Source organism: Bacillus horti (assembly GCF_030813115.1).
GTDB lineage: Bacteria > Bacillota > Bacilli > Caldalkalibacillales > JCM-10596 > Bacillus_CH > Bacillus_CH horti.
Window position 1 is genome coordinate 89933 of record NZ_JAUSTY010000013.1, and the last position, 23461, is coordinate 113393.

Sequence of the window (23461 nt, forward strand, 5' to 3'; positions counted from 1 at the left end):
AAACCCGAGCTTGTCCCCCTATTCTAGAAAGTTTTTGCATTTCCAAATTCGTAGATTTCCCACACATCTTCAAAAGGGACAGGCCCGTACGAAAATGGTATTATACTTGTAAAGATTAACACATACAACAAATCAACTTGAGTAGGTGAAAAAGCTTGACCATATTAATCATTTCCATCATCTTGTTATTCATCGCATCCAGTTACTTTTCTGGTAGTGAAACAGCATTAACAGCAACAAATGAAATGAAGCTGCGCATGAAAGCAACAAATGGAGATAAAAAGGCTGCACGTTTATTGAAGCTAGTGAACAACACGGAAGAGTTTATTCCAGGTATTTTAATCGCTAACAATGTACCTAATATCGTTCTTCCTTCCTTGGTAACGATTGTGGCTATTGAGTATAATTGGCCTATTGGGATTACTACGGCAATTTTAACGGTGCTTATCATTATCTTTGCTGAGGTCATGCCCAAGTCGATTGCAGCAGCCTTTCCTGAGCGAATTTCACACATTGTGTATTATCCAACTGTGATCATTCTTTTTATCCTGAAGCCTTTCATTTACCTATTAAACCTACTTACAAGAACCGTGATTAAGCTTCTAGGACAAGACCCAGATAGCCAAGTAACGATTTCTAAGGCAGAGATGAGAGCCATGGTGGATATTGCTCATACGGAAGGGACGTTCAAGAACGATGAGATGTACCGCTTAAAGTCGGTTATAGATTTCAAAAGCTTAAATGTAGCTGACGTGTTAAAAACACATCGTGTCGAGATGAAGTCCATCTCTAAGGATGTGTCTTATGAGGAAGCGCGTGAGTTTTTATTAGCGAGTCAGTTTACACGCTACCCTATTTATAATGGGGATACAGATAACATTGTGGGTGTGTTCCACTCCAAATTTATGCTCGTGTGGGCAAGCAACCCTGAGAAAAATATTCAGGACTACTCGGACCTGGAGCCGTTGTATGTCTATGAATTTAATCCTGTTGATGCCGTATTCAAGCAGATGATGAAGGAAAAGAAGCATATTGCTATCGTTTTAGATGAGCATGGAGGAACAGAAGGGTTAATTACGCTTGAGGATTTAATTGAAACGATGATTGGACAAGACATAGAGGATGAGACAGATGAAGGGGATTCACTAATCTACAGTCAGACGGAGACGCAAATCGTCTGTGACACAAAGCTGTCCTTACATAGGCTAAACACTGTTTTTCAAACGAATATTCCTGCTGAGTCCGATAACGTGGCTGCTTTTATTATTAATACGTTAGGTTACTTGCCTGAAGCTGGTGAGACTTTCAGTTATGAAAAGCTAGAGTTTAAAGTGCTTGAGGTTAATAATCGGAGGGTTCAGGGGGTTGAGATTAATAAGGTAGAAGAATAAGGGATTAGGATATAAAAAGACTACTCTTATAAGTCGGAGTAGTCTTTTTGAGGGAAAAGGCATACACTAGAATTTTTATAAAGGAATAGCTGTATATATAATGCGTATTACCATGAGAGTATCAGTTTATTAGCTCTCAGAATTTCGTTTAAATTAATGTCATAATGGGCTTACTATAAGCAATTATCATTATTACATTAGAAGATAATGCAACTCTCAGTATAAAAAAGAGAGAAACAATAGCGTTCATCTTTCTTTATATACTTGTCTGCATAATAGGAGATAATAAAAAAAAGAAAAAACTGTATAAATTTTCTGTTAGAGTTACTTGCCTTTACCAGAAATACGAGAAGTTAAATCAATAACATTTTCAAATTTGAAACCATGTGGGATAGTCAAATAATTTTTGAAAAAATTAGAGTCAATACCTGTCAAATAATGAAAAAAGGAAACTCCTACTTTCCAATCGTCTTCAATCATTTGACGTAAGTCGATAAGCCCATTTTTTGAAACTAGATCAATTATAGATTTTACCTTCATCGGTCTCTGAAGAGGGGTTAATTCATCTAGAGGTTCTTTTTTCAAATATCCCTTTCTATGAAGTGCTGCATAAAAATTTCGATGATTTTTAGCTTCAATAATTCCTAGGTTAGCTGCACGATATCCTAGTACTTGTAATGAGGTATTCCATTTCTTTTTCAAATCCATGTAAGCATCTGGGTTAGTAGTATGAAAAATGTTTTTCATATCAATTACAAACTCATTTTCTGGTAACAGGAAAATACCTGCAAATGAATTTGCTTCGTTTTCTATAGTTTTGTGTTCTTTCCTATCCAAGCTAGTGAAATCAATATGATAATGAAGAAGTATGTGCCCTAGCTCATGTGCTATATCAAAATTTCTTCGAAAAGCGGAACGTTTCATGTTTCCTAATATGATATAAGGGCGTTCCTGACAAGTCCATAGGCTGTAGGCATCAATCTCTTCACCTATTGCCTTTTCAAAAACAAATACTCCACTTTTCTCGACTAGAAACATTAGATCCTCATTTGTATCTTTCCTAAAACCCAGTCTTTTACGAGCTAGTTCTGCCACTTTATTAATTTGAATTAGCCTACTGTCTTCAGATGAATCTAAATATTGAATTACTTCGTCCCTTAATTGGGTTATCTTCATAGTAGGATAACTTACTTTAGCGGTTAAATAGTTAACAAATGTATCTAAAAATTCTAGGTGTTTGGCTTCTGCCTGAGTTTTTGAAATGACATTCACAACTTTTGAGCGATAAGCAATGTTTCTTACTTTGATATTCTCAGGTATCATTTTCCTAGTAAGAATGTCATTAGAATAAAAATATTTGTTTTTCACATCGAAAATTTGTTTTAACTTGTTGATAACTTGAATTTTTGGTGATGTGTGATTATTTTCGTATTGCCATACTGCTTGTTCTGTTACTCCTATTAATTCAGAGAGCTGTTTTCTTGAATATCCATACATGATGCGGAGATTGGTCAAATTTTCACCAATAAACACTTCGCTCCCTCCTTATCTAACTGAGAAATGTGGCTTATTTATTCATTCTGTTTTTTATCATCAAGAATTCCAATATCGAATGCTGATGGATCAATGAGATCGTCATTTGAATCAGGAGCTATAACTTCTCGATCTTCATCTGTCAAATCTGCACCTGAAATATAACTTGAAAGACTTTCTACCGGATATGCTATATTATCCCACGGGTTTGGAAGATAATGCATTATCTCAGATATCTGATATGCATCGTCAAGTGCATAAGTTAAAATATGAAATTCATTATTTGATGATTTAAATTCATTAAGTTCATTCTTTATTTGCTTTTCTGTCACTAAAAACGAAAGCTGTTCATAGTATCCAAAGTTTCCTTCTGCTACCTGTTGGGTATTGGAGGGAAATGATAAGTCTTTATTAATTTTAGATAATTCATGAAGATAAGTGCGACGTCCCCCATTTCTTCCGTCATTTGTAGGTAGCTTTGCCTGTGAGAAGCAATCTTCGTTAAAATATGCAGCATTTTTTATGAGAAAGAGAATTTTAGAGTCTCCATGAATAAATTGAAGGTAGTCCCATGTAAGTCCTGCTTTAGATTTCTTATATGTAAATCCGAAATCAATACATTCCTCTGCAATCTTGCTTTCTATAAAGTTCCCTTTAGTCCACGCAAAGGCAGAGCTAATTTTCATTTTCTCTCTTCGATCCTTACGGTGTTCGATATAATCGCGATATCCTTCTACGATAGCTTCAACAATCATTTTGCTATGTTGTGAGTTAAATTTGTATTGGTTCATTTTCATTCCTCCAATTCACAAATAGATTAATTAGTTTTTATTCTAATTGAAAACTGGATAAAAAGAAATGATTTTTTCTTGTTTTTCTAAAGTTTTATATTATAATTTACATGAAGTTTATAGTTCTTAATATATTTTAAATTTAGTGAAATGAAGAGAGAGTCATGGTACCGTCAAGAATAAAATAATATATAGTGTTTAAATAATCATCACTCTAAAATTTGAATAGGTAATGTCTGAATTTAAATAGATTATATTTCAGGTGGTAGGTTTTTCTGGTGAGCATTCTTTGACAACAAATCCGAGTTTGCCTCATGCATATATTATTAAATTATGTACACAAAATAATTTGCATCACCTTATCTAATTTCTGTTAAGATTATTTTAGAGTGTTTTGTATGTAAAGGAGCAATAAATATGTATAAAGTTATAGATTTATTCAGTGGATGTGGAGGACTATCACTTGGTTTTGAATTTGCTGGATTTGAGACTTTGTTGGGTATTGATGAAGACGCAGCGGCTATAAACACCTTTAAATTGAATCATAAGGGTGCTTATGGTTTATGTAAGGATATAAGAAAAGTAACAGGTCGGGAGATTCTTGAGTTAATTGGTAATCAGAATGTAGATGTAATTATTGGTGGGCCCCCATGCCAAGGTATGTCACTATCAGGGCCCCGGAAGTTACATGACCCAAGGAACAGCTTATATTTGTCTTATATACGTTTAGTTAATGAACTTAAACCTAAGGCATTTGTAATTGAAAATGTTCCCGGAATCATAAGTTTATATAAAGGTAAAATTAAGGAATCAATTTTAGAAGAATTTGAGAGTATAGGTTATAAAGTAAATTATCAACTACTTAACTCCGCTGAATATGGTGTTCCTCAAACGAGGAAGAGAGTATTTTTTGTTGGATTAAGAAGTGGAGAAAGTTACCAGTTCCCTGATCCAAAGTTGTTCTTTGAGAATGAGTGGATAACAGCAAAGAACGCTACAAGCGATTTACCGCTACTTGAAAATAGTCTAGGTGATGAAATTGAGGATTACTTATTCGAACCTCAAAATGAATTTCAAAAATATTGTCGTAAAAATTCTAGAAGAATTCATAACCACCAAGCTACAAATCACAGTGAAAAGACCCAAAAAATTATCAGTTTAGTTCCAGAAGGTGGAAATTATAAGGATTTACCAGAAGAATTTAGAGGGACTAGAAAATTTAATGTTGCATGGACAAGATATCATGGTCAACGTCCTACGTTAACTATTGATACAGGCCATAGACACCATTTTCATTATAATGCAAATAGAGTACCAACTGTTAGAGAGAATGCTCGATTTCAATCTTTTCCTGACAATTTTATTTTCTATGGGAATAGGACTCAACAATATAGACAAGTTGGTAATGCAGTTCCTCCACTTTTAGCACAAGCAATAGCGGAAAAGTTATTATCATATTTAAAATAGCTTCTTTGGGGTGAAAACATGGCTTATTATGAAGTGCCAAAAGAGTATTACTTTAGAATTCATCATCCACGACCTCGCTTCAAAGGTGATATTGAAAATGTATTAATATATCTAGCTAGTGAAATTACACTAATAGGAAGAAAAAAAGTAAATGAATTTAAAAGTGATTTAGATTTCTCGATTAAAAAGTATCCTGGCAACCTAACAAAGAAACAAAAAACAATAGACAATTGGAGAACCGAAATTGATGCTCTTTTTAGTTTTGTTGTAAAAGAAGGAGATTACCTTAAACCGAGTAATAGAGCGATAGAGTTAGCAACAAATCAAGACTTAGTTAAATTCTTTAAACTTTTTTGTTACCATTTCCAATATCCTGGAGGATTTGTAAAGCCACATGTTAATTTAATGTATATAAAAGAGAAGATTAACTTTAGGCCTGCATCATATATCCTAAAAATGTTAAGTTCTGCGGAAACAGAATATGGAAAGCGAGCAGGCATCACAAAATCTGAAGCTACACATTGTATTTTTAATGATTTAAGAGTAAGTCGTGATAACCGATCGTGTGAAGAAACATGGGAATTAATTAGCTCTAATCGTAGAAAGAAAGTAGAGTATGACTGGACTGGTGATGTAATTAGATATGCTGGTGATATATTGGATTACTTAACACAGGGTAATTTGTTGGTAAAAAGACCGGATGGTAAATATTACATAAATACGGTAGAAAGTTTGGCGATTCAACGGTTTATTAATTCCACTGATTTTTTTGATTATTATTCATATATACAAAACCCTTATGAAGTTAATCTTGATGAAGTAAAAACGATTGATCAGGACTGGATAAAGTATTTTAATACAGAGCGTGAAGAAGGGTTTTTTGATACAGATATCCTTGCTTTAGTATCCGAATCTAGTAATGAATATAACCAACTTAGAAATATGTTTGATATTGAAAGGGTAATTGAAGAAGGTGGAATGGATACAACAGGTGGAATTGGTTCAGTAGGTGAAAGTCTAATATTAAATCATGAGAAAATAAGAATTGAGCATGAAGGTCGCTCAGACCTTAAACATCTGATAAAATTAATTCCATCAACTTATGCAGTGGGTTATGATATTAACTCAAGGGAAGTCGATGAGACTCACAAATTCATTGAAGTTAAGACAACAAAAAGTTCTACCGAAATTGATTTTATGAGGTTCCATTTAACACCAAATGAGTGGAGTGCTGCTGAAACACATAGCGACAGATACTTTGTATATCGTCTACTTGTTACTAAAGGAAGAATAAAGTTAATAATTTTAAAGGATCCAGTAGGAGAGTACAAAAGAGGAAACCTTTCTGCTACACCGAGAAATGGAATGGATATAATTTTCAATCCGGAGGTAACAGGAATTGAAAAGGAATTATTGATACAAAAGGATGGTGCCTAATATGTATAAAGTAGCCTCTTTATTTTCGGGTTGTGGTGGAGGAGACTTAGGATTAAAAGGTGATTTCCAGTTTTTAAATAGAAATTATTACAGGCTTCCCTTTGAAATAGTCTATGCTAATGAATTCGATAAAAAAATAGCTGAAATATTTGAAGAAAATTTTAAAGTTTCTCCTGATGTACGAGACATTCGAGAAGTCAAGGAGGAGGAGATCCCACCACACGATGTATTAATTGGAGGGTTTCCCTGTGTTTCTTTCTCCATTGTTGCTCAGAATCCAAGAAGATTAGGTATAGAAAATGATAATGGTAAATTATTTTTTGAAATGGTAAGGGTTCTAAATCATAAAAAACCGATGGCTTTCATTGCAGAGAATGTTAAAGGGCTATTGTCTGCAAATAAAGGTGAAGCATTTCCTTTAATTATCAAAGAGTTTGAAGATAGTGGGTATAATGTTCAATATAAGGTGCTTAACGCTGCTGAATTTGGGGTGCCACAAAATAGACATCGTGTTATTATAGTGGGGATAAGGAAGGATATAAATGTTAAATATTCATTTCCAGAACCTATGTGTTCTACAGAGAGTAATTTATTCGGGAGAGAGGTTGTTAAATTAAGAGATATAATCTTTCCTGAAAGCAGGGTGGATGACAAGTACTACTTCAGTCAAAAAGCTGTCGAAGGAATGTTAAGAGGTAAAAAGGATATGAATAAAGGAAGAGCTCAAGACATAAATAAACCCTGCAATACCGTAGGAGCTCATCTTGCAAAAGTAAGTCTTAATAGTACAGATCCTGTATTAAAAATTAATGGCAGATACCGCCGTTTTACACCTAGAGAAGTTGCGAGGATCCAATCGTTTCCTGATTCCTTTAAGCTAATAAACTCACAAGGGACTCAGTACAAAGCTCTAGGAAATGCTATACCACCAGTATTGTTGTGGCATATAGCCAATGAATTAGCACGTACATTAAGCAATTATAAAAATATTAATGACACAGCAGTTTATGAGGCAAAGCTACAATATAGTTAATATCAGATAATCGAAATGTTCGAATGTTGATTCTTATAAAATTTGTATGAAACGCGATCTCAAAAACAAATGGGACTATGTAGCGAGTTTTTGTAATAGAAAATGACTAGTGACATGGTGTTGCTAGTCATTTTCTATTTTTTCTCCTAAACTTCATTGGTTTTAACAATAGCAAACCTTCAGTTATTGAAGAAATTCTAGATACTCATTGCAGAAGCATAAGAGGTATTCACTCTTCAAGCTCCTTAGAAATCTCAACTAAAGTAATGATCTCGTTAATATCTTCAATCCCCAAAACATTAGCTAACTTCTCAACATGCTCAAACTGAATCCTCTCTCGTTTTCCATTTGCCAACTCACTTAAAGCAGCCCTTCTTATACCAGTGCGATGATGTAGTTCATTCATAGACAAATTGTGTTGATGGAGAAGTTCATTAATACGAACGTACACCTTTTTCATTTAATTCTTCCTTCCTCATATTAAGAGATTGACTGTACCTATAAGCGTACGGTAAAATAATGGCAAACATTGGACGCATAAGCGTACATAGTATGGGGTTATAGCTATGAATTCATTCGTGAATTTAATAGAGATAAGCCCTAGATTGGTGTAGCCTTTATTAATAGTGAAGGGAGAAATAAAATGTATGAGGATTGTAGCAGTCAAGAAATGTTAATGAACCTACAAAAAAGAATGGTTTTCGTAGAGATCAAATTTTCCTTAATCCAAATTGCCCATGATTTATTAGCTGACGAAGTATATACAAGAGAGGAGGCCGTACAAGCTCTACTGAAAGTAATTTATATCTTAGAAAGGCAAGAGCAGGAGTTATCTAGAATAGAGGTCATGTTATAGTATCTTCATCCCTCAAACAGGAAATTTAAAGCATAATTTGAATTAAATAGTTGCTAAGGGCTTTACTTGGAAAGCTATTCTAAAGGAGGATGATAAGATGGATCAATTATTGTTATGGGCATCTGCAAGTACGTTTAACTATATTATTACTATATTTGTTCTGGGGCCGCTCCCATTTGTATTAGTGTATTTACTATTAAAGAGGAAATTCAGTAAAGATGTTAGCACTCTAATTGCTGCTATCATTGTCTATGTTCCAGTGTTCACTCTATTAATGGTGACCATTGATAATCCACCATATTTTCTTTTTTCCATCATGCCAATCGCTGTGATCCTTTACTTCTTGCTCAAAAGGAAGTATGGCACTGACATCGCTACATTTGTTACTTTTATCGTTGGAATCGGTTGTTTAATTGGTTTTCAAGTTGTCACATATAATAATTTTCCATTTCTCTACATCATAATAGCTATCATAGGGTCAATTATCTTTTATGGTAGGATTAGAAAAAATGAAGCCACAGATTAATGCATAAGTACTTTTCTGGTTCGCGATGGTATAAACTCTCGATATGTACACAGAGTCTAATAAATATAGAAACAAGCAGGAAGAAGCAAAATGAATTCTCCGCTTATTTTTTTCGTTCCTTGTTGTCCAACTTTACATCCTTCATCTACAATTACAATTGGAGTAACATAATCGTGTCTTTATCATTTATATATTGAAAGATAAGGAGGTGGGTTTGAAATGGGTGAAGGTCATACATATAGGACAAGTCAATTATCTGAAATACTCGGGATATCAAGAGACGCACTGAGATATTATGAAGAACAGGGGGTTGTTAAACCAAAGCAGAAAGAAACGAATCAGTATAGACAGTACGACTTTTACGATATCTATGCGTTATTGGTAACGGATTTTTATAAAAAGAGAAATCTATCCATAAAGGAAGTAAGAAAGCTACAAGCAGGGAGCGAAATAGAAGCGCTTGGGAGCTTGCTAGAGGAAAAAGCAAAAGAACTAGAAGAAACGATACGAATCAAAGAGTACATGCTTCAAAAAATTAATGAAACAAAAGAATTCTGTAATGATGTTCAAAGCCATTTAAATCAATATTCCATAAGGAAGCTTCCGACGTATGAGGTAGTCGGAGAGATCTCTGATTTTAACGCCTTTGGGGAGTATCCAGCCATATTAGAAAATATGGATGCGATGAAGGATGATATCCTAAGTAAAATCATACGAAGCTTTACGTTCGACGAAAACGGGTTTCTAGACTCCAGTATGTATATTGTTGAAAAGACTGAAGCAAATCTAAGAGAGAAGACCAGATCATATTTAGAGTATTCCAGATGTATCTATACAATAGTTGAAGACGGTCGCTTTCAGAATGGAAATGAGGATGTGAAACAAAAGGTTTTCCAGTCTACGTTAGCCTGGGGAGAAAATCAAGGACTGAAACCAATGGGGGTTGCTTTCGCTACAACACGCCTCATCACATATCTCGAAAACAAGGAGCGAGTATTCTTAGAAATTTACATCCCTGTTGAAGAAAAGTGAATCCCTAAGTAATTGCTAAGTGAATCTCTTTAAATGTAGTGTATTGACATGGGGGTAACACCATAGTTTATATTTTGAACCAATGGAACACATGTATGTGTTGTTCTTTTGGTTTTTTGTTTTGATCATTTTCCTTTTAATAACGATGATAGGTGGAGATTAAGTTGATTGGACTAATAAAGAAATATATTCTATGGACCTACTTACTATTCTTTGCTTTTATACTTCTGATAGGCTTAGTTATGTTTGTTTTTAAATCTGAACCAGTAGCAGGACTATTGCAAGGGCTATCGGCGTGGACAGCTACCATTGTTTTCGTTGTCATGTTCCGTAAGATCTATCCGCAGGGAAACCTAATAGAATTCATCAAAGAGAAATTTCGAAAAAAGGTCAAAATCACTACGGTGCTGTGCATCATTTTTCTGCAGCTGTTTCTTTTAGGAGGAAGTCTACTCATTATTAAATTTATATGGAACGTGTCAATATCTGAACAGGTTACGGCATCATGGGTTACACTCCTTATCCTATTTGGTAGTCATATCATCTTAGGGCCGCTTGGAGAAGAATTAGGGTGGAGAGGATTTGTATTAGATGAATTGCAAAAGAGATTTAGCCCATTAAAATCATCCATAATTGTTGGGGTAGGTTGGGGCTTCTGGCATGCGCCGTTATGGTTTATAGCTTCAGAGTACTCAGGACTGCAGCTTGTGCAATATATCATTTGCTTTATTGTTTCTATTATTGCTGTTTCTATCATAATCACAGTCTTTTACAACTTGAATCATAATCTCGTGATTCCTATTTTGATTCATCAGCTTTTTAATTTTTTTCTCGCTATTCAGGTGAGAGACCTTCTTCCTATTCTAACCGTTACCGCGTTTCTATATTTAGCAGTTGCAGTTGTCCTGATTGTAATCAATGGAAATAGGCGGGGGGGATACTGTCAATTAATCGGAGAGACATAAACATTATTAACCTCACATATATTGGTATAGATCAAGTCATTCTAGAATTAGCATAACCCTACCTACACCATGCCTAGTTGTTACTGCATTTTTCACAACCAAAAACTCCCTAATTGCGCAAAATTATCTTGACTCAAGCATGCAAAAGTATATAATCAAATTAAAAATAGGACTGAATATTTAAACGACTACTTTTGCTAAAGCCCATCTAGTAATATTCAGTAAAAGGGGGAAAGGATGTGCTCCAGGAGCGTATCTTAAAAACTCTTGAGAGTCGAGACAATCTTGATCAACGCAAGCTGTCCCGTATAGCGGGAGTTAGTGAGTCAACCATCTCAAGATATTTGCATGGGTTTGATGAAATTAATTTTGAGTCCGTATTAGCCATTGTGAAGCATTTATTTCCAGACGGAGAACTGAGTATTATGGCAGAGTATGTTTTAACTCAAAAATCGAGGAATGCTCGGTTTGCTTTAGAATACTGTTGGATGAATGATTTAGATGAGCAGCTTGATTACTTAATCCAATCCTTAGCCACAGCTGTAAACCCACTTGATAAAGAGTGGGCAGGGATGTATGAGCTCTTAAAAATTAGGAAGTCAAAAGCGTTCACCCCTGTAGAGATGCTTAAAAAAGTTGAGGTTTTTAAACCAAAAGAGCTTGAAATGGATCTCCTTAGAGTTATCCTTAAAGGGTACATATATGTTGATCTCCAAGATTTCCACTCGCTCTCATCGTATATCCCGTTAATCGAGGAAGATGTTGAGAAAGTAAAGAGTTCATTTATTAGAGATAGTTTTAAGGTGAGAATTGGATTATTAATGAACTATGTTTCACTATTAAAAAATGATATTATAAAGGCAAGAGAGTATAGTACATGGGTAGTAGAACAGAATTATTATGAGAAAAAGAAGGGGTCAGCCTATTATCAATTAGGTTATTCCTATCTCTTTACTGACTATGAAAAAGCTAGTGATTATTTCCAAAGAGCATTTACTTTATTTACGCGATATCAAAAAGCTTCGTATATTGAGGCTGTCAACCGAGATGTTTCTTTCCTCAATTCGTACTGGAAGATTGACAGAGCATTTACATACGAAAATAAGGATTATCAAACAAAATCAGACTACCTTTATTATTTGATCCAAAAAGGAGATTTGACGGAGGCTAGAATTCTCATTTCAGGAATTGATGTGTCTGCTTTAGCAGATTATGATAAAGCCTTTTATTATTATCACTTTGGATTAATTGAAAATGATTTAACATCTTTCCGTCAGTCTGTACGATGGTTTAAAAAAATTGGAGATCAATTTCACCTTCAACTTCCCTTGGAAGAACTCAAAAAATTAAAAGAGGATCAGCTAGTGCTAGAGATCTTCGCAATGTGAAAGGAGTGTATTCATTTGAAAAGAATAGGAAAAGTACTAATTAGTGCTTCTTTGATGGTAACCCTTGTATTTTCATTTGCAGGGATATATACTGCTTCAGCAAATCCAGGATCAGGATATATTGTGGAATCTAAGAGTATTATAGGGAAGCCTGTACTTTCTGCCTCAAAAAATCCAGGATACATTGTGGAATAGTCCCAAATTGAACAAATAAGAAGGCATATAGATATAGGCCTAAATAACTTAAAGGCTACTCACCATAAATGAGTAGCCTTTACTAATTCTTATTTTTCTTATAACAGGATGCTCAAACAAGGACCTAACCTCTAATTTCAATCTTACCCCACTCTATCTTTCTGTACTTTATAATAAATGCAACGAATAGAGCGACGATATAGACGTAAAAGCCTATCCACATTCCGAGTAGTCCCATGGATGCCACAAAGGTTAAAAGGTAGGTTAACGGAACAAAGAAAACCCAGCCCAGCAGTAAGGACGTTTTCATAAGGTATGTATTTTCTCCTACCCCTCGCAGTGCTCCCGCCACGACTAACTGTAATCCATCAATAATTAGAAAGAACGAAGCTAGCATTAAGACGATTACGGTATATTCAATAACTAGGGTATCATCAGTGAACAATCTAGCTATTTGCTCAGCCGCAAAGAAGTAGACGATGCTTAAAGGAATGAGGAACATAGCTCCGACCTTTAAAATTTTTACCCCAGTTAAACGAGCGGCAATGTTGTTTTTCTCACCGATCTTTTGTCCGATTAAGATGGTGGCCGTTGTTCCAAAGCCAATCCCAGGTAAATAAGCAAGTGATAGAACGTTCAGGGCTATTTCTGTAGCTGCCAATTCAATATCTCCAAGTCTAGCAGCAAAGGCTGTGAAGAGAATCATAGCGGCACTCATCCCCAGATCCTCTAGGCCAATCTTCGCTGACTCTGAGCTAACGATTTTAAACTCTCCCTTTCTAAAAGGAGGGATCTGCCTAGTTGGTAGCTCTTTAACCAGATAAAAATAGATGACCACATAGATCGTTTGAACAATCTCAGCAATCAAAAATGCCCAACCAGCTCCCAAAATACCCAGTTCGGGGAAGCCGAACATACCAAATACCAAGACATAAGAAAGGACAATATTTAATACATTCCCTATAATCCCACTATACATAGGGGATTTCGTGTCTCCAATGGCTCTGATAAAGCCTAAGAAAACCGTACGGAACATCGTGAAGCAAAAGGAAATGAGTCTCAGACTAAGATAGCCTGTTCCAATCGCTACAATTGTTTCGGATGCCCCAATTATCTTATAAATATAAGTAGGTGCAAAAAAAGAGCAAATTAATATTGGAATGGAAAGGATTAGTGTTAGATAGATACCTGTATACGTGTAATTGACACACTTCTCGTAATTCTTTGCTCCGTAATGCTGTGCAACCAAATAATTGATCGCGTATCCAATAGCGCCAAAAAGAGCAAATAGATTAAGAATGATTACGTTCGTAATGCCCACAGCGCCGATATGCTCATACCCTAGGGAACCAACAATGATCAAATTGACGATTCCCATGATGGTGGTAGAAGACATGGCAATGATGGTAGGTATCGTTAGATTAATGATTTTCATGTTTTCTTTCATGCCTAATCTCGATAAAAGACACAGGTCATGGATGCACCCTGTGCAGCATTTATAATTCCATGGTCGGTCGTTGTAAGACCGCGTAGCATACTTCCTGAGAAACGACCATCAAAGACATAAATGCCCCAGTTTAACATAACATTTTCAAAACTAATCCCATTCTCATCCAGCTTAGGCATCTCCTCTTCTACAGGAACGACCCTTTTTTGAACGATAAATCGCTCTTTAGACTGAAGGGTACTGAACACTTTCTTCTGCCATTCCTCCTTTGAGGAATTCCATCCTAATGTCACACTCTGTCCTCCATACCCAAGTGCGGGCTTGAGCACAAGGTCACTCTGGTTTTCAACAATAAAGTTGATTAAATTTACTTCCCGCCCCTCATATGTTGTTGCTGTATCTTCAAGTACACGGGTCCATGGAATACACCTATGGATGACTTCTTGTTCTTTTTCGGAGTAATAGTCCTTATACTTTGGATCGGAGAGCAAAGCAAAAATGGTTTTATTGCTATACAGCTCTGTATGAATCCCAGATAGAAGAATCAGGTTATTTTCCTTATAGGCGTCTAAAATAGGCTGGATTTCCCTAGGGTTTTCCAAGGCGTCGTCACTCAAAAATACGCGGTATACGACGTCAATGATTTGATCCTGATAGCACAGGTACCCATCTTTCAATTCTACATCCTTCTGGCTACAGACAATGACATTGTAGCCCGCTTCGATTAAGTACTCTTTTATTAAATTCAGGCTCCATATATATCCGTCTATATAGGTATGCCAGTCTATAACAGCAACAGTAACAAGCTTATTCTCCATGTTCTTTTCACTCACTCTATGATGAATTAAAGAGATCAGATTCTTTAACGGATCATCATACTTCCAATCATTATTTAGATTCCAGCTTTTATAGAGCTCAATGCCTTCCATAACTCTATTCACAGCGGCAATTTCAAGTCCTCCAACACTGCTATCCACATTAAACTCTAAGAATTTATAGGAATGATCTGCTTCAAAAAACAAGTCGCATCGTGACATCAAGCCATCATTAGCTCCATACGTTTGTTTAACCAGCTCATAATGCTGATCTGAAAGCCCTACATGAGAGCACATTTCCTTAATGTTATGATTAAATATTCGTTCAGGGATGGTCGTTATGATGTTCAATATTGTTTCTGTATCCTGAGCAAGTTTGTTTAGGTGATCTGTTTGGATTAATCCTGGTCGGGGAAAAATAGGTATTTTGTTGTTGATGTTTAATAAGTCCTCCTCCTCCGTTTTTCTCCGCAGCTCTTGGAACGCCTCAATCGCAAGAGCTTCATTCTCTTTTACGTATTTATTGAATGTGGTAATTAGATCACTCATGTTATTTCCTACAATATTTGCCATATTCGATTCCTCCAAAAAATATTGGTAGATCAACACTAGTCTAGCTATTTCTCATGGCTTCTGTAACACCAACCACTTCAATAACGGGTTGTTCAAATCCTCCTTGTCCTACATTGATGATAGAATTTTCGGAAATTCTAGAAACTACCCCAGCATATTTGCCACCAAACATAAACATATCAATGCCAAACTTCTTGTTAACAAAGCTTACGTCTCCATCCATAGCTATAGGTACACATATTTCTTTAATGGGGTAATACTCCTGGACAACCCAGTTGGTATCTTTATTCTTTTCAATTAAGCTATCCCATTCTGCTTGCTGTACCATGTTTCCAATAAACACGTTGCTTCCACGAGTCTCGTTATCTATTTTTAATACAAGGCTGTCTTTGTTACTTCTAGTAAATGATAAGAGATCTATTGTCGCACCCTCATACTCTGATGTACGGTTTTCTAATTTTCTAGTCCAAGGCACATGCTTACGAATCGCCTCAACTTCATCATGGGTTAAATATTTTTCTTGAAAGCTTTTATCCGTCAGCAGAGCCAGGGTTAGCTTACTTTCTCCTATAAACATCGAGGCGAATGAATTTACGGAGCAAACATATCCCTTTTCAATGGCTGTTAGCACATCCTGCATATCAGTTTTACCCAGTTCCAATTGATCAACTTTATTGTATATGATATCAATGCATAAGTCTTCATAGAATAAGGAAGATTCGGAAATTTTAAGCTCTCTAAGGTCACAGATCACTGCTTCTAGCCCCATATCCTGTGCATATTTCTTCATATGGCTTAGCTCATAACTAAACTGTCCGTTGTAATTCGCAAAAGCAATCGAAGGTTTGTGCTTTGGTCCGCCCATTTCTCTGTAAGCATTGACTAATTCCATCAAAAATCCGCTTGGGGCATCACATAGAAATTCATTGGTCTTATATTCCTTTAGAAACTCTTTGATGAAGGGGATCTGAAAATATCGTTCTTTTAATTTCCCTAGAACAACTACTCCCCCAGGACAGCAGGTATTAGGCTCCAGAATTTTAAATTGATCGCCTCCGTACCAAATTGTATCGAATCTAGATATCCTGATTTTCTTTTGATATCCTGGGTTGAGCATAATCAAGTGTTCATATTCTTTATAATAGGAGAAGAACTCCCTTATATGAGGATCAGTCACATAGGCCTCCAATAATTTTTCCAGACTCCCTAGGATAATCTCTGTTACTTCCTTAAAATAGTTGCTTTCCTCCGCGGATATAACAAGAGGCTGTAAAGAGAAGGGTAAGCTTTTATTTTTGAAAATGAATCCTTCCTCTTGAATCATGCTGCTAACCTGATCGGTCGCATGTAGAAATCGGCTAGTGTCCTTCCTTATGACCTCCGAAAATCTATGTGTAAACTCGCTATTAAGAATCATATAACAGCTCTCCTTTATTCTCTAAAGTCACAAACCTGAATAACCTTGCCAGAACTCTCTGAAACAACTAAACCTTTCCTTGATGTGAACATGATATCTGTAGGATGGATGACACCTTTTAGCTGCATATCCATAAGTTTGGGGATCTCTTTTGCAAGTTCATGTAGTATCGTTTGCTTATAGCTTTCTTTTTCTAATTTAGAAGCTTTCCATAATCCAGCCTCTTCAATTTTCAATAGGATGTGATCTCTACGATCCCTTTTGGTAATCTCAATTTGAAAAACACCTGTACTTCCTTCTAATCTTTCTATTAAATTTTGTATAGCTTTCAATGTAAATTGCTCACCACCAATTTTAAAGTACTCCCCTTTTCGTCCTAGTAAGCTAATTTTCACGTTACGATCCCCACATTGACAGCCTCTTCCCAGAAGCTGAACCCTATCATTCGTCTTATACCGAATAACAGGCATTAGCCTCCGATTCAAATTTGTTACTACCAATTCACCCTGCTCTCCTACTCCGATTAAGCTCCCATCGTCATCTAGAAATTCAGCAAACAATAAATCTTCGTGTATATGGTATTCCCCAGCCTCAGAGCATTCACATTGGTATCCAATTGTCCCTACGTCCATACTTTGGTAGACGGCACCAAAGTGTTGTACATGTAGCACTCTCTGTATGTATTGCTGTGTAGATGGATACATTTTCTCGCCACCATAGATCATCTTCGCGATGTTAAGCGTTTCCCCTGTCTGCTCAAGGTATTGAATAAAGGGGATGATATCTGAGGGCATAACCAGTAAGGTAGTAACGTTAAACAGACGTATGTAATATAGAAGCTTCTCCGGATCTGAATATATACCAAGTGGTACAATCATACATTTAGTGTGTTCAAGTCCTAGATATACAGTGAATTCAGATGTAAGGTATCCGGGAATGCCAAATGTCCCTACAATATCCTGTGAGGTAATCCCAGCCCTTCTGTATCCGTACCCATGGTAAGCAATATTCTTTTTTAGCTCGTCTGCTGTAATAAAAATCAGCTTAGGCTGACCTGATGTTCCACCACTAGTGAATACATAGGCTTCCTCGGTTGAATCTGTGAGCATATCGTAAGGGGGGATTTTGTTAATGAGATCCTGGGAAGTAGTAAAAGGAACGCTTCTAAAATCATCATACGTAGAAAACACATATGGACATCCACCGAACTTGCCAGAATAAAAGCTAGAATTTTGACGAGAAAATTGAATGAGAGAGTCAACGGTCTTTAGCTTGTCCAGATGAATAATATCATTGGTTTCCCCAAGGGGTTTAAGCATTCATATTCCTCCTTTGTGCTGTTTAAAAATAGTTTTGTTGGCTCTGTAGAAAAAGATAGCATAGGTTTATTGAAAACATTGTCGAAACATAATGCTATTTATTCTTTTTTTAGAAATAATAACCATCTAACTCCAACTTAATTTACAGAAGCGTGTTCAATAGCTAAAGACAATTTTTTAAAAGTACGGCATTCCTTCTATGTGGGGTATGTCGTTCTTTTTTCCAAAAGCAGGTTGAACGAAACGTTGAACTTTGATACCATTGGAAATGATTTGGAATTTACTGCTAATGTATCATTTATCTTTCTACTAGAATTAGAAAAAAGGGTGAAGAGAAGAATAGTGTTAAATCTCCAACAAGTATAGAAAATGAATGAGGTTAGGGTATATCATTCTTTACAGAGGTGGGAGATGATTGTTTGAAGTTGAGAACAAAGTATGGTTTGATTACTTTGGCGATTTTCCTTGTTCTTGCCGTGCTATCTGGGATTGTTATTAACTACAATAATAAAACAGTTACATTTCAAGAGCTAGTGATTGAGAATGTAACGGAAGGAGATATTCGTTACATCAGCTTTAGAAAGTTTCCTGATGCGGGGTATTCCGAGGATAACATCGTAAGAATAGAAAGCGAGCAAGAAATAAAAAGAGTACTGGATCGACTGACAGAAGGGGAGTTTAAAAGAACTAATTCTACTCGTGAGTTGGGAACAAGTGAGTATATGTTTGACATCAGTGGGGATTATAAGCTGCTGTATATTCTTCAAATTTTCAGTAATGGCTTCGTTATCGTTGATAATTCGTCTGGAAGTATAAGAGATTATATAACGGAGAATGACTTTGACTTTAGTTTTCTTGATCAATACTTTGACGAGTAGAAATAGAAGACCTGTCAGGGTACTCTCTATCAGGTCTTCTTACCAATTTTGGAGACTGAATGAAAGACTAATCGTTAATATCAGTGGTAACAAATTGGAATTTATCCCTATTTTATCTCCTCTAAAATGATAGGCTGAGTAACATTTAGGGTATTCATATCTAGAAGAATAGTTTTAAGGAGAGATAGAATGGATCAGATTTTTACGTGGATCGGACAGAGTTAGCTAAATTATGTTATGACAGTCCTAGTATTTGGGGCTTTACCTGTAGTCATTTTGTACGCCCTACTAAAAAGAAGATATAATCCAAAAACAGGTTTCTTCATTGCAGGAATAAGTGTCTATATTCCACTAAGTCTATTTATGATCGTCACCATAGATAACCCACCCTATTTGTTTTTAATTGTTATACCAGTATCTTTGATCATATATTTCCTTGTAAGTATAAAGCTTGGCTCTGACATCACTAGCTTTGGCGCATTTTTAGCTCATGCCATGGGAATAATTGGGCTGAATATTATTGAGGATAACCATACCATTTTTTTGTATCCGTGTAGTCATACTAGGTTTAACTTATACATTCGCTCATTTAAGAAAGAAGGATAACGAGAGAATTAGTGATAAGCCTTCTACAGGCATAGAAAATGATTAAAATTTTCAGAAATGGTTTTATAGATACGCTAACGGTATATGAAGAACGTGCTTTATGTAATATAATCTTTTATTGAAACACAATTTCAAATAAAGAGCCGTTTTAAATGAGAATTAGGTAAGAAGGTGTGTAAGTTGGATCAAATAATCTCTTGGATGTCGGAAAATCCTCTTGGCTATATGTTGGCAGTAGTGATTTTGGGACCCGTTCCGTTTCTAATTCTCTATACTCTGTTAAAAAGAAAGTTTGCCGCTGAAATCAGCGCATTACTATCGGCCCTTATGGTTGCCGTGCCACTATTCATTCTTAGTATCACTGTACTTAATAATCCCCCGTATGTTTATTTTGCTGTACTAAGTGTGATCTTAATTTTCTATTCCATTAAAGTCAGAAGCAAGCTTCGATCACAATAGAACAGGGCTCTCCATAAGCTTGGGAGCCCTATTTTTCTTATAGCGATTATGATAGAAGAGAAGATTCCTTTTAATGTGACCCAAAATGATCCTTGGTCTATTCCTTCCTAAACAAGCAAATTAAACAACACCGGATCGTTATTCAGCTCAATGTACTGAACACGATTTTTCTTCATCCGCTCAATTAACGGAGCGTAATCCTCCGTAGATTTCAGCTCAATGCCGACGAGGGCGGGTCCGCTTAGCTTGTCGTTCTTTTTTGTATACTCGAAGCGTGTAATATCATCATTAGGGCCAAGGACATCATCCAAAAACTGACGTAGAGCTCCAGCACGCTGTGGGAATTTTATTGTAAAGTAGTGCTTTAAGCCTTCTGATATCAGGGATCGTTCCTTAATTTCGGGCATACGGTCAATATCGTTGTTGCCACCGCTTATGACGCACACTACATTTTTACCGACGATCTTATCCTTATACTCTTCCAAGGCAGCGATCGGCAGAGCTCCAGCAGGCTCAACCACAATGGCACTCCGATTATACATATCAAGGATACTGGTACATACTTTTCCTTCAGAAACGAGCACGATGTCATCAAGTACTTCTTGGCAAACCTCAAACGAGATATCTCCAACCTTCTTAACGGCTGCTCCATCAACAAATTTATCGATATGCTCTAGAGGAATGACCTCACCCTTATCTAAAGAAGCCTGCATAGAAGCTGCTCCACTTGGCTCGACACCAATTACTTTGGCAGTAGGGCTGATCGACTTAATATACATCCCTACACCTGCGGCAAGCCCGCCTCCTCCTACAGAGGCAAACACGTAATCTAATGGGCTATCCATGTCCTCCATAATTTCTAAGCCTACTGTCCCGTTCCCTGCGATAATGTATGGATCATCGAACGGATGAATGAATGTCATGCCTAGCTCTGTTGAGGCTTTTATCGCTTCGTCATAAGCGTCATCGAATGTATCTCCAATTAGAACAACCTCCACCGAGGAGCCACCGAACATATTGACCTGCTGAACCTTTTGCCTCGGCGTAGTGCTTGGCATATAAATCTTTCCTTTAATATTCAGTCTCTGACAGGAGTAAGCCACACCTTGGGCATGATTCCCCGCGCTGGCACAGACAATTCCTGCTTCTAGGGTTTTTTCCGGTAGGCTTTTGATCATGTAGTACGGTCCACGTATTTTAAATGAACGGACAACTTGGAGGTCTTCTCTTTTTAGGTAGACGTTGCAGTTGTATTTGGCGGATAAAATGGGGTCTTTTTGTAGTGGAGTATGGATAGTCACGTCCTTTAGGGCGTGATGTGCGTGCATAATATCTTGAATTCCAACCTGATGCTTTGTTTCAACCATGGTCATACGATCCCTTCCTTCACAGCTATATTAGAAAAACTTGGCTTATCGCCAAGTCATGGAGAAAGCCTTAGTTTTTCTTATACTATCTACCTCTAAATTTATAAATTCTCCCCTGATAGTATAAAAAAATAAAAGTGTGGCCACTTAACCACACGTGAACTCAGCAAATAGAAATATTGCTTAGAATATTAACATAATTCGCTATAAAAGATCAATGACATTTCATGGCTGACTTGAAATTGTCATAGACGTACGTGGTTCTAGTAGAATTAATCTTCTGAGGTTCATGTTATTTGTACTAGCCCAACAGGGTATCAAAAATAAGAATAATGATATAATATAGTTAGAATATAGGTATCTAAAAGGAAGGGGATTGAATAGGCATGAATATTAAGCCCTCCACTACAATTCGGCAGGATTATAATGGGTTTTCGAAATATTGCCACGAACTTGATGAGCCGGTTATCCTAACGCGAAATGGTGAAGCGGATTTAGTTGTGATGAGTCATGAGGCATATCGAAGAATGGAGGCTCGTATCAAGCTACAATCAAAGCTATTACTTGCTGAGAAACAGATTGCAGAAGGTGAAGAATTGCTTGAGCATGAGCAAGTAATGGCAAGGATACGGAGGAAAATGGATGCCTCAAAATCTTAGGGTCAAGTATTCTCCCGCTGCTGTTGATGATATGGATGAAATATTTTCATATATATCACAAGATAATGCTTCTGCAGCAGAAAGCCTGCTACAAAAATTAGATCGACAAATTTCAGGTCTAGCAGAATTCCCAAATAAGGGATCTGTATTATCTGAGGACGAATATTCACTTATTAACCGAGGATACCGTTTCATTGTTGTGCATCCGTATGTGGTTTTTTATCGTGTCGTTAAAGATACGGTAGTTATTTATCGTATTTTACATGGACGGAGAGGCTACCTTCGTGAACTATTTACTCCAATAGAATAAAAACAACTTTATAACCACCACAAGCGTTCACGACACTGTCTCCGATGCTTCGCGGGAGTTTCTATATACGCTCGCAAGGCGTTGGGATGAGTCGGATGAAGAGGCTAGAAATGAGATGAAGCCAGAGCTGGGTGCGGTCAAAATGGCTATTACTAACGCCGCCATCAAAGTGGTAGACCTGGCGATGCGGATCGTCGGCGCGCATAGCTTGTCACTCAGCAATCCTTTGCAGCCCTATTACCGCGTTGTCCGTGCAGGACTGCATAATTCATCGATGAATGACATGACCATTCAGTTATTGGCTAAGTCGGTGATTAGCAGAGAATAGAAATGTGCCATAGCAACAAGCCTAGAGGAATTTAGTTTCGGATAAAAGATTGAATAGAGGTGCTTGAAAAATGAAGCAATGGACTAAGGAGATAGAAATAGACGCTCCAATTGAACAAATTTGGCTGCTTTTTGATGGTTCGCTTGAAACGATGCAAAAAATCATGCCTCAAGTCGTTGACAATAAACCTATAAAAATAACGGACGAAGTGGTTGGCAGTATATATCGCCAAAAATATAAAGAGGGCAACCGTATAGAAGAGTATGATGTAGAAACATTAGAATATTTAAATACACCTGATCAGAAAAAATTAAAAGTAGGCTTTACGCTTGCTAATATGTTTGAAATAACAGCTTTGTATCAATTAAGGAAAATTAGTGAGACTAAGACCTTGTTTAAATACTCGGTCACCAATCGCCCTCTAAAGTGGTTCGTAAGCTTATTTCTGTTGTTTGCTTCTGATAAAGTTGTCGTACAATTTACTGAACGTGTAAAAGAGGTTGCTGAAGCTTAGATGATTGTGAGTGACTAAAAATAATAAACTCCTAGTGTAGCGGCTCAAATGTTCAATGGAGCGGTTTTTCCCTTTCATTTTTGTAATTATGGTGACGCGATGCTTTTTTCTTTCTTTTTAAAGAACATTTTATTATAATAATTACATAATAATAA

25 protein-coding genes are annotated in these 23461 nt (G+C 36.4%); 17 read left to right on the forward strand and 8 right to left on the reverse strand.

Going from position 1 to position 23461, the window contains the following annotated elements; genetic code table 11:
• The first annotated feature begins 155 nt into the window (after positions 1-155).
• Positions 156-1391, forward strand: coding sequence for a hemolysin family protein (locus J2S11_RS15150; RefSeq protein WP_307395937.1), 1236 nt, complete (start codon positions 156-158; stop codon positions 1389-1391).
• A 324-nt stretch (positions 1392-1715) separates the two neighbouring features.
• Here the strand turns inward: J2S11_RS15150 and J2S11_RS15155 are convergent, their stop codons facing one another.
• Both J2S11_RS15155 and J2S11_RS15160 read right to left on the reverse strand, forming a co-directional pair.
• On the reverse strand, positions 1716-2924 hold the full coding sequence (locus J2S11_RS15155) for a spr1629 family repressor/antitoxin (protein WP_307395939.1): 1209 nt from the start codon (positions 2922-2924) through the stop codon (positions 1716-1718).
• A gap of 38 nt (positions 2925-2962) precedes the next feature.
• The gene (locus J2S11_RS15160; protein WP_307395941.1) at positions 2963-3715 is read right to left on the reverse strand and encodes a spr1630 family ClpXP-sensitive toxin; all 753 of its coding nucleotides are present in this window, start codon (positions 3713-3715) and stop codon (positions 2963-2965) included.
• A 417-nt stretch (positions 3716-4132) separates the two neighbouring features.
• On the opposite strand from J2S11_RS15160, the gene J2S11_RS15165 reads away from it, so the two are divergent.
• Genes J2S11_RS15165 through J2S11_RS15175 form a run of 3 tightly spaced genes read left to right on the forward strand, consistent with a single transcriptional unit; the run spans position 4133 to position 7652 of the window.
• On the forward strand, positions 4133-5182 hold the full coding sequence (locus J2S11_RS15165) for a DNA cytosine methyltransferase (RefSeq protein WP_307395942.1): 1050 nt from the start codon (positions 4133-4135) through the stop codon (positions 5180-5182).
• Between the two features lie 18 nt (positions 5183-5200).
• Positions 5201-6619 (forward strand): protein NO VEIN domain-containing protein, encoded by a 1419-nt coding sequence (locus J2S11_RS15170; RefSeq protein WP_307395944.1) that lies wholly within the window; start codon positions 5201-5203, stop codon positions 6617-6619.
• A 1-nt stretch (position 6620) separates the two neighbouring features.
• Positions 6621-7652 carry a DNA cytosine methyltransferase gene (locus J2S11_RS15175; protein WP_307395946.1) on the forward strand — a complete coding sequence of 344 codons (1032 nt, stop codon included), beginning with the start codon at positions 6621-6623 and terminating at the stop codon, positions 7650-7652.
• A gap of 229 nt (positions 7653-7881) precedes the next feature.
• Here the strand turns inward: J2S11_RS15175 and J2S11_RS15180 are convergent, their stop codons facing one another.
• Positions 7882-8112, reverse strand: a complete 231-nt coding sequence (locus J2S11_RS15180) for a helix-turn-helix domain-containing protein (protein ID WP_307395948.1) — start codon at positions 8110-8112, stop codon at positions 7882-7884.
• A 183-nt stretch (positions 8113-8295) separates the two neighbouring features.
• Between J2S11_RS15180 and J2S11_RS15185 the strand changes: the two genes are divergently transcribed.
• The 6 genes from J2S11_RS15185 to J2S11_RS15210 all read left to right on the forward strand — a co-directional run bounded on the left by J2S11_RS15185 (position 8296) and on the right by J2S11_RS15210 (position 12614).
• Positions 8296-8508: a hypothetical protein gene (locus tag J2S11_RS15185; RefSeq protein WP_307395950.1), complete on the forward strand. Its 213-nt coding sequence runs from the start codon at positions 8296-8298 to the stop codon at positions 8506-8508.
• A gap of 97 nt (positions 8509-8605) precedes the next feature.
• Positions 8606-9034: a hypothetical protein gene (locus J2S11_RS15190; RefSeq protein WP_307395952.1), complete on the forward strand. Its 429-nt coding sequence runs from the start codon at positions 8606-8608 to the stop codon at positions 9032-9034.
• Positions 9035-9253: 219 nt separating this feature from the next.
• Positions 9254-10066, forward strand: coding sequence for a MerR family transcriptional regulator (locus J2S11_RS15195; protein WP_307395954.1), 813 nt, complete (start codon positions 9254-9256; stop codon positions 10064-10066).
• Between the two features lie 164 nt (positions 10067-10230).
• A complete protein-coding gene (locus tag J2S11_RS15200; RefSeq protein ID WP_307395956.1) occupies positions 10231-11031 on the forward strand; it encodes a CPBP family intramembrane glutamic endopeptidase in 801 nt (266 codons plus the stop codon).
• A gap of 239 nt (positions 11032-11270) precedes the next feature.
• Complete coding sequence (locus J2S11_RS15205; protein WP_307395957.1) at positions 11271-12419, forward strand: AimR family lysis-lysogeny pheromone receptor; 1149 nt, start codon at positions 11271-11273, stop codon at positions 12417-12419.
• Between the two features lie 15 nt (positions 12420-12434).
• A complete protein-coding gene (locus J2S11_RS15210) occupies positions 12435-12614 on the forward strand; it encodes a hypothetical protein (RefSeq protein ID WP_307395959.1) in 180 nt (59 codons plus the stop codon).
• 124 nt (positions 12615-12738) lie between these two features.
• On the opposite strand, the gene J2S11_RS15215 is transcribed toward J2S11_RS15210, so the two are convergent.
• The 4 genes from J2S11_RS15215 to J2S11_RS15230 are packed head-to-tail and all read right to left on the reverse strand — an operon-like array spanning position 12739 to position 18185.
• Positions 12739-14061 (reverse strand): MATE family efflux transporter, encoded by a 1323-nt coding sequence (locus tag J2S11_RS15215; RefSeq protein WP_307395961.1) that lies wholly within the window; start codon positions 14059-14061, stop codon positions 12739-12741.
• 2 nt (positions 14062-14063) lie between these two features.
• A complete protein-coding gene (locus J2S11_RS15220; RefSeq protein WP_307395962.1) occupies positions 14064-15449 on the reverse strand; it encodes a glutathionylspermidine synthase family protein in 1386 nt (461 codons plus the stop codon).
• Between the two features lie 40 nt (positions 15450-15489).
• Positions 15490-16866: an ATP-grasp domain-containing protein gene (locus tag J2S11_RS15225; RefSeq protein ID WP_307395963.1), complete on the reverse strand. Its 1377-nt coding sequence runs from the start codon at positions 16864-16866 to the stop codon at positions 15490-15492.
• 14 nt (positions 16867-16880) lie between these two features.
• Positions 16881-18185 (reverse strand): phenylacetate--CoA ligase family protein, encoded by a 1305-nt coding sequence (locus J2S11_RS15230; protein WP_307395965.1) that lies wholly within the window; start codon positions 18183-18185, stop codon positions 16881-16883.
• Positions 18186-18604: 419 nt separating this feature from the next.
• On the opposite strand from J2S11_RS15230, the gene J2S11_RS15235 reads away from it, so the two are divergent.
• From J2S11_RS15235 to J2S11_RS15245, 3 genes are all read left to right on the forward strand, one after another.
• The gene (locus J2S11_RS15235) at positions 18605-19063 is read left to right on the forward strand and encodes a hypothetical protein (RefSeq protein ID WP_307395967.1); all 459 of its coding nucleotides are present in this window, start codon (positions 18605-18607) and stop codon (positions 19061-19063) included.
• A 237-nt stretch (positions 19064-19300) separates the two neighbouring features.
• Entirely contained in the window at positions 19301-19669 is a 369-nt protein-coding gene (locus J2S11_RS15240) for a hypothetical protein (RefSeq protein ID WP_307395969.1), read from the forward strand.
• A gap of 180 nt (positions 19670-19849) precedes the next feature.
• Positions 19850-20128, forward strand: a complete 279-nt coding sequence (locus J2S11_RS15245; RefSeq protein ID WP_307395971.1) for a hypothetical protein — start codon at positions 19850-19852, stop codon at positions 20126-20128.
• Between the two features lie 107 nt (positions 20129-20235).
• Here J2S11_RS15245 and ilvA read toward each other — a convergent pair whose 3' ends face one another.
• Positions 20236-21501 (reverse strand): threonine ammonia-lyase IlvA, encoded by a 1266-nt coding sequence (gene ilvA, locus J2S11_RS15250; protein WP_307395972.1) that lies wholly within the window; start codon positions 21499-21501, stop codon positions 20236-20238.
• 380 nt (positions 21502-21881) lie between these two features.
• Between ilvA and J2S11_RS15255 the strand changes: the two genes are divergently transcribed.
• The 4 genes from J2S11_RS15255 (at position 21882) to J2S11_RS15270 (ending at position 23306) form a co-directional block, all read left to right on the forward strand.
• Entirely contained in the window at positions 21882-22154 is a 273-nt protein-coding gene (locus J2S11_RS15255; protein WP_307395974.1) for a type II toxin-antitoxin system Phd/YefM family antitoxin, read from the forward strand.
• Entirely contained in the window at positions 22138-22464 is a 327-nt protein-coding gene (locus J2S11_RS15260; protein WP_307395975.1) for a type II toxin-antitoxin system RelE/ParE family toxin, read from the forward strand. The genes J2S11_RS15255 and J2S11_RS15260 overlap by 17 nt, the downstream gene beginning before the upstream one ends.
• 10 nt (positions 22465-22474) lie before the next feature.
• Positions 22475-22792 (forward strand): acyl-CoA dehydrogenase family protein, encoded by a 318-nt coding sequence (locus tag J2S11_RS15265; RefSeq protein ID WP_307395992.1) that lies wholly within the window; start codon positions 22475-22477, stop codon positions 22790-22792.
• Between the two features lie 70 nt (positions 22793-22862).
• A complete protein-coding gene (locus tag J2S11_RS15270) occupies positions 22863-23306 on the forward strand; it encodes an SRPBCC family protein (RefSeq protein ID WP_307395976.1) in 444 nt (147 codons plus the stop codon).
• Positions 23307-23461: the final 155 nt, after the last annotated feature.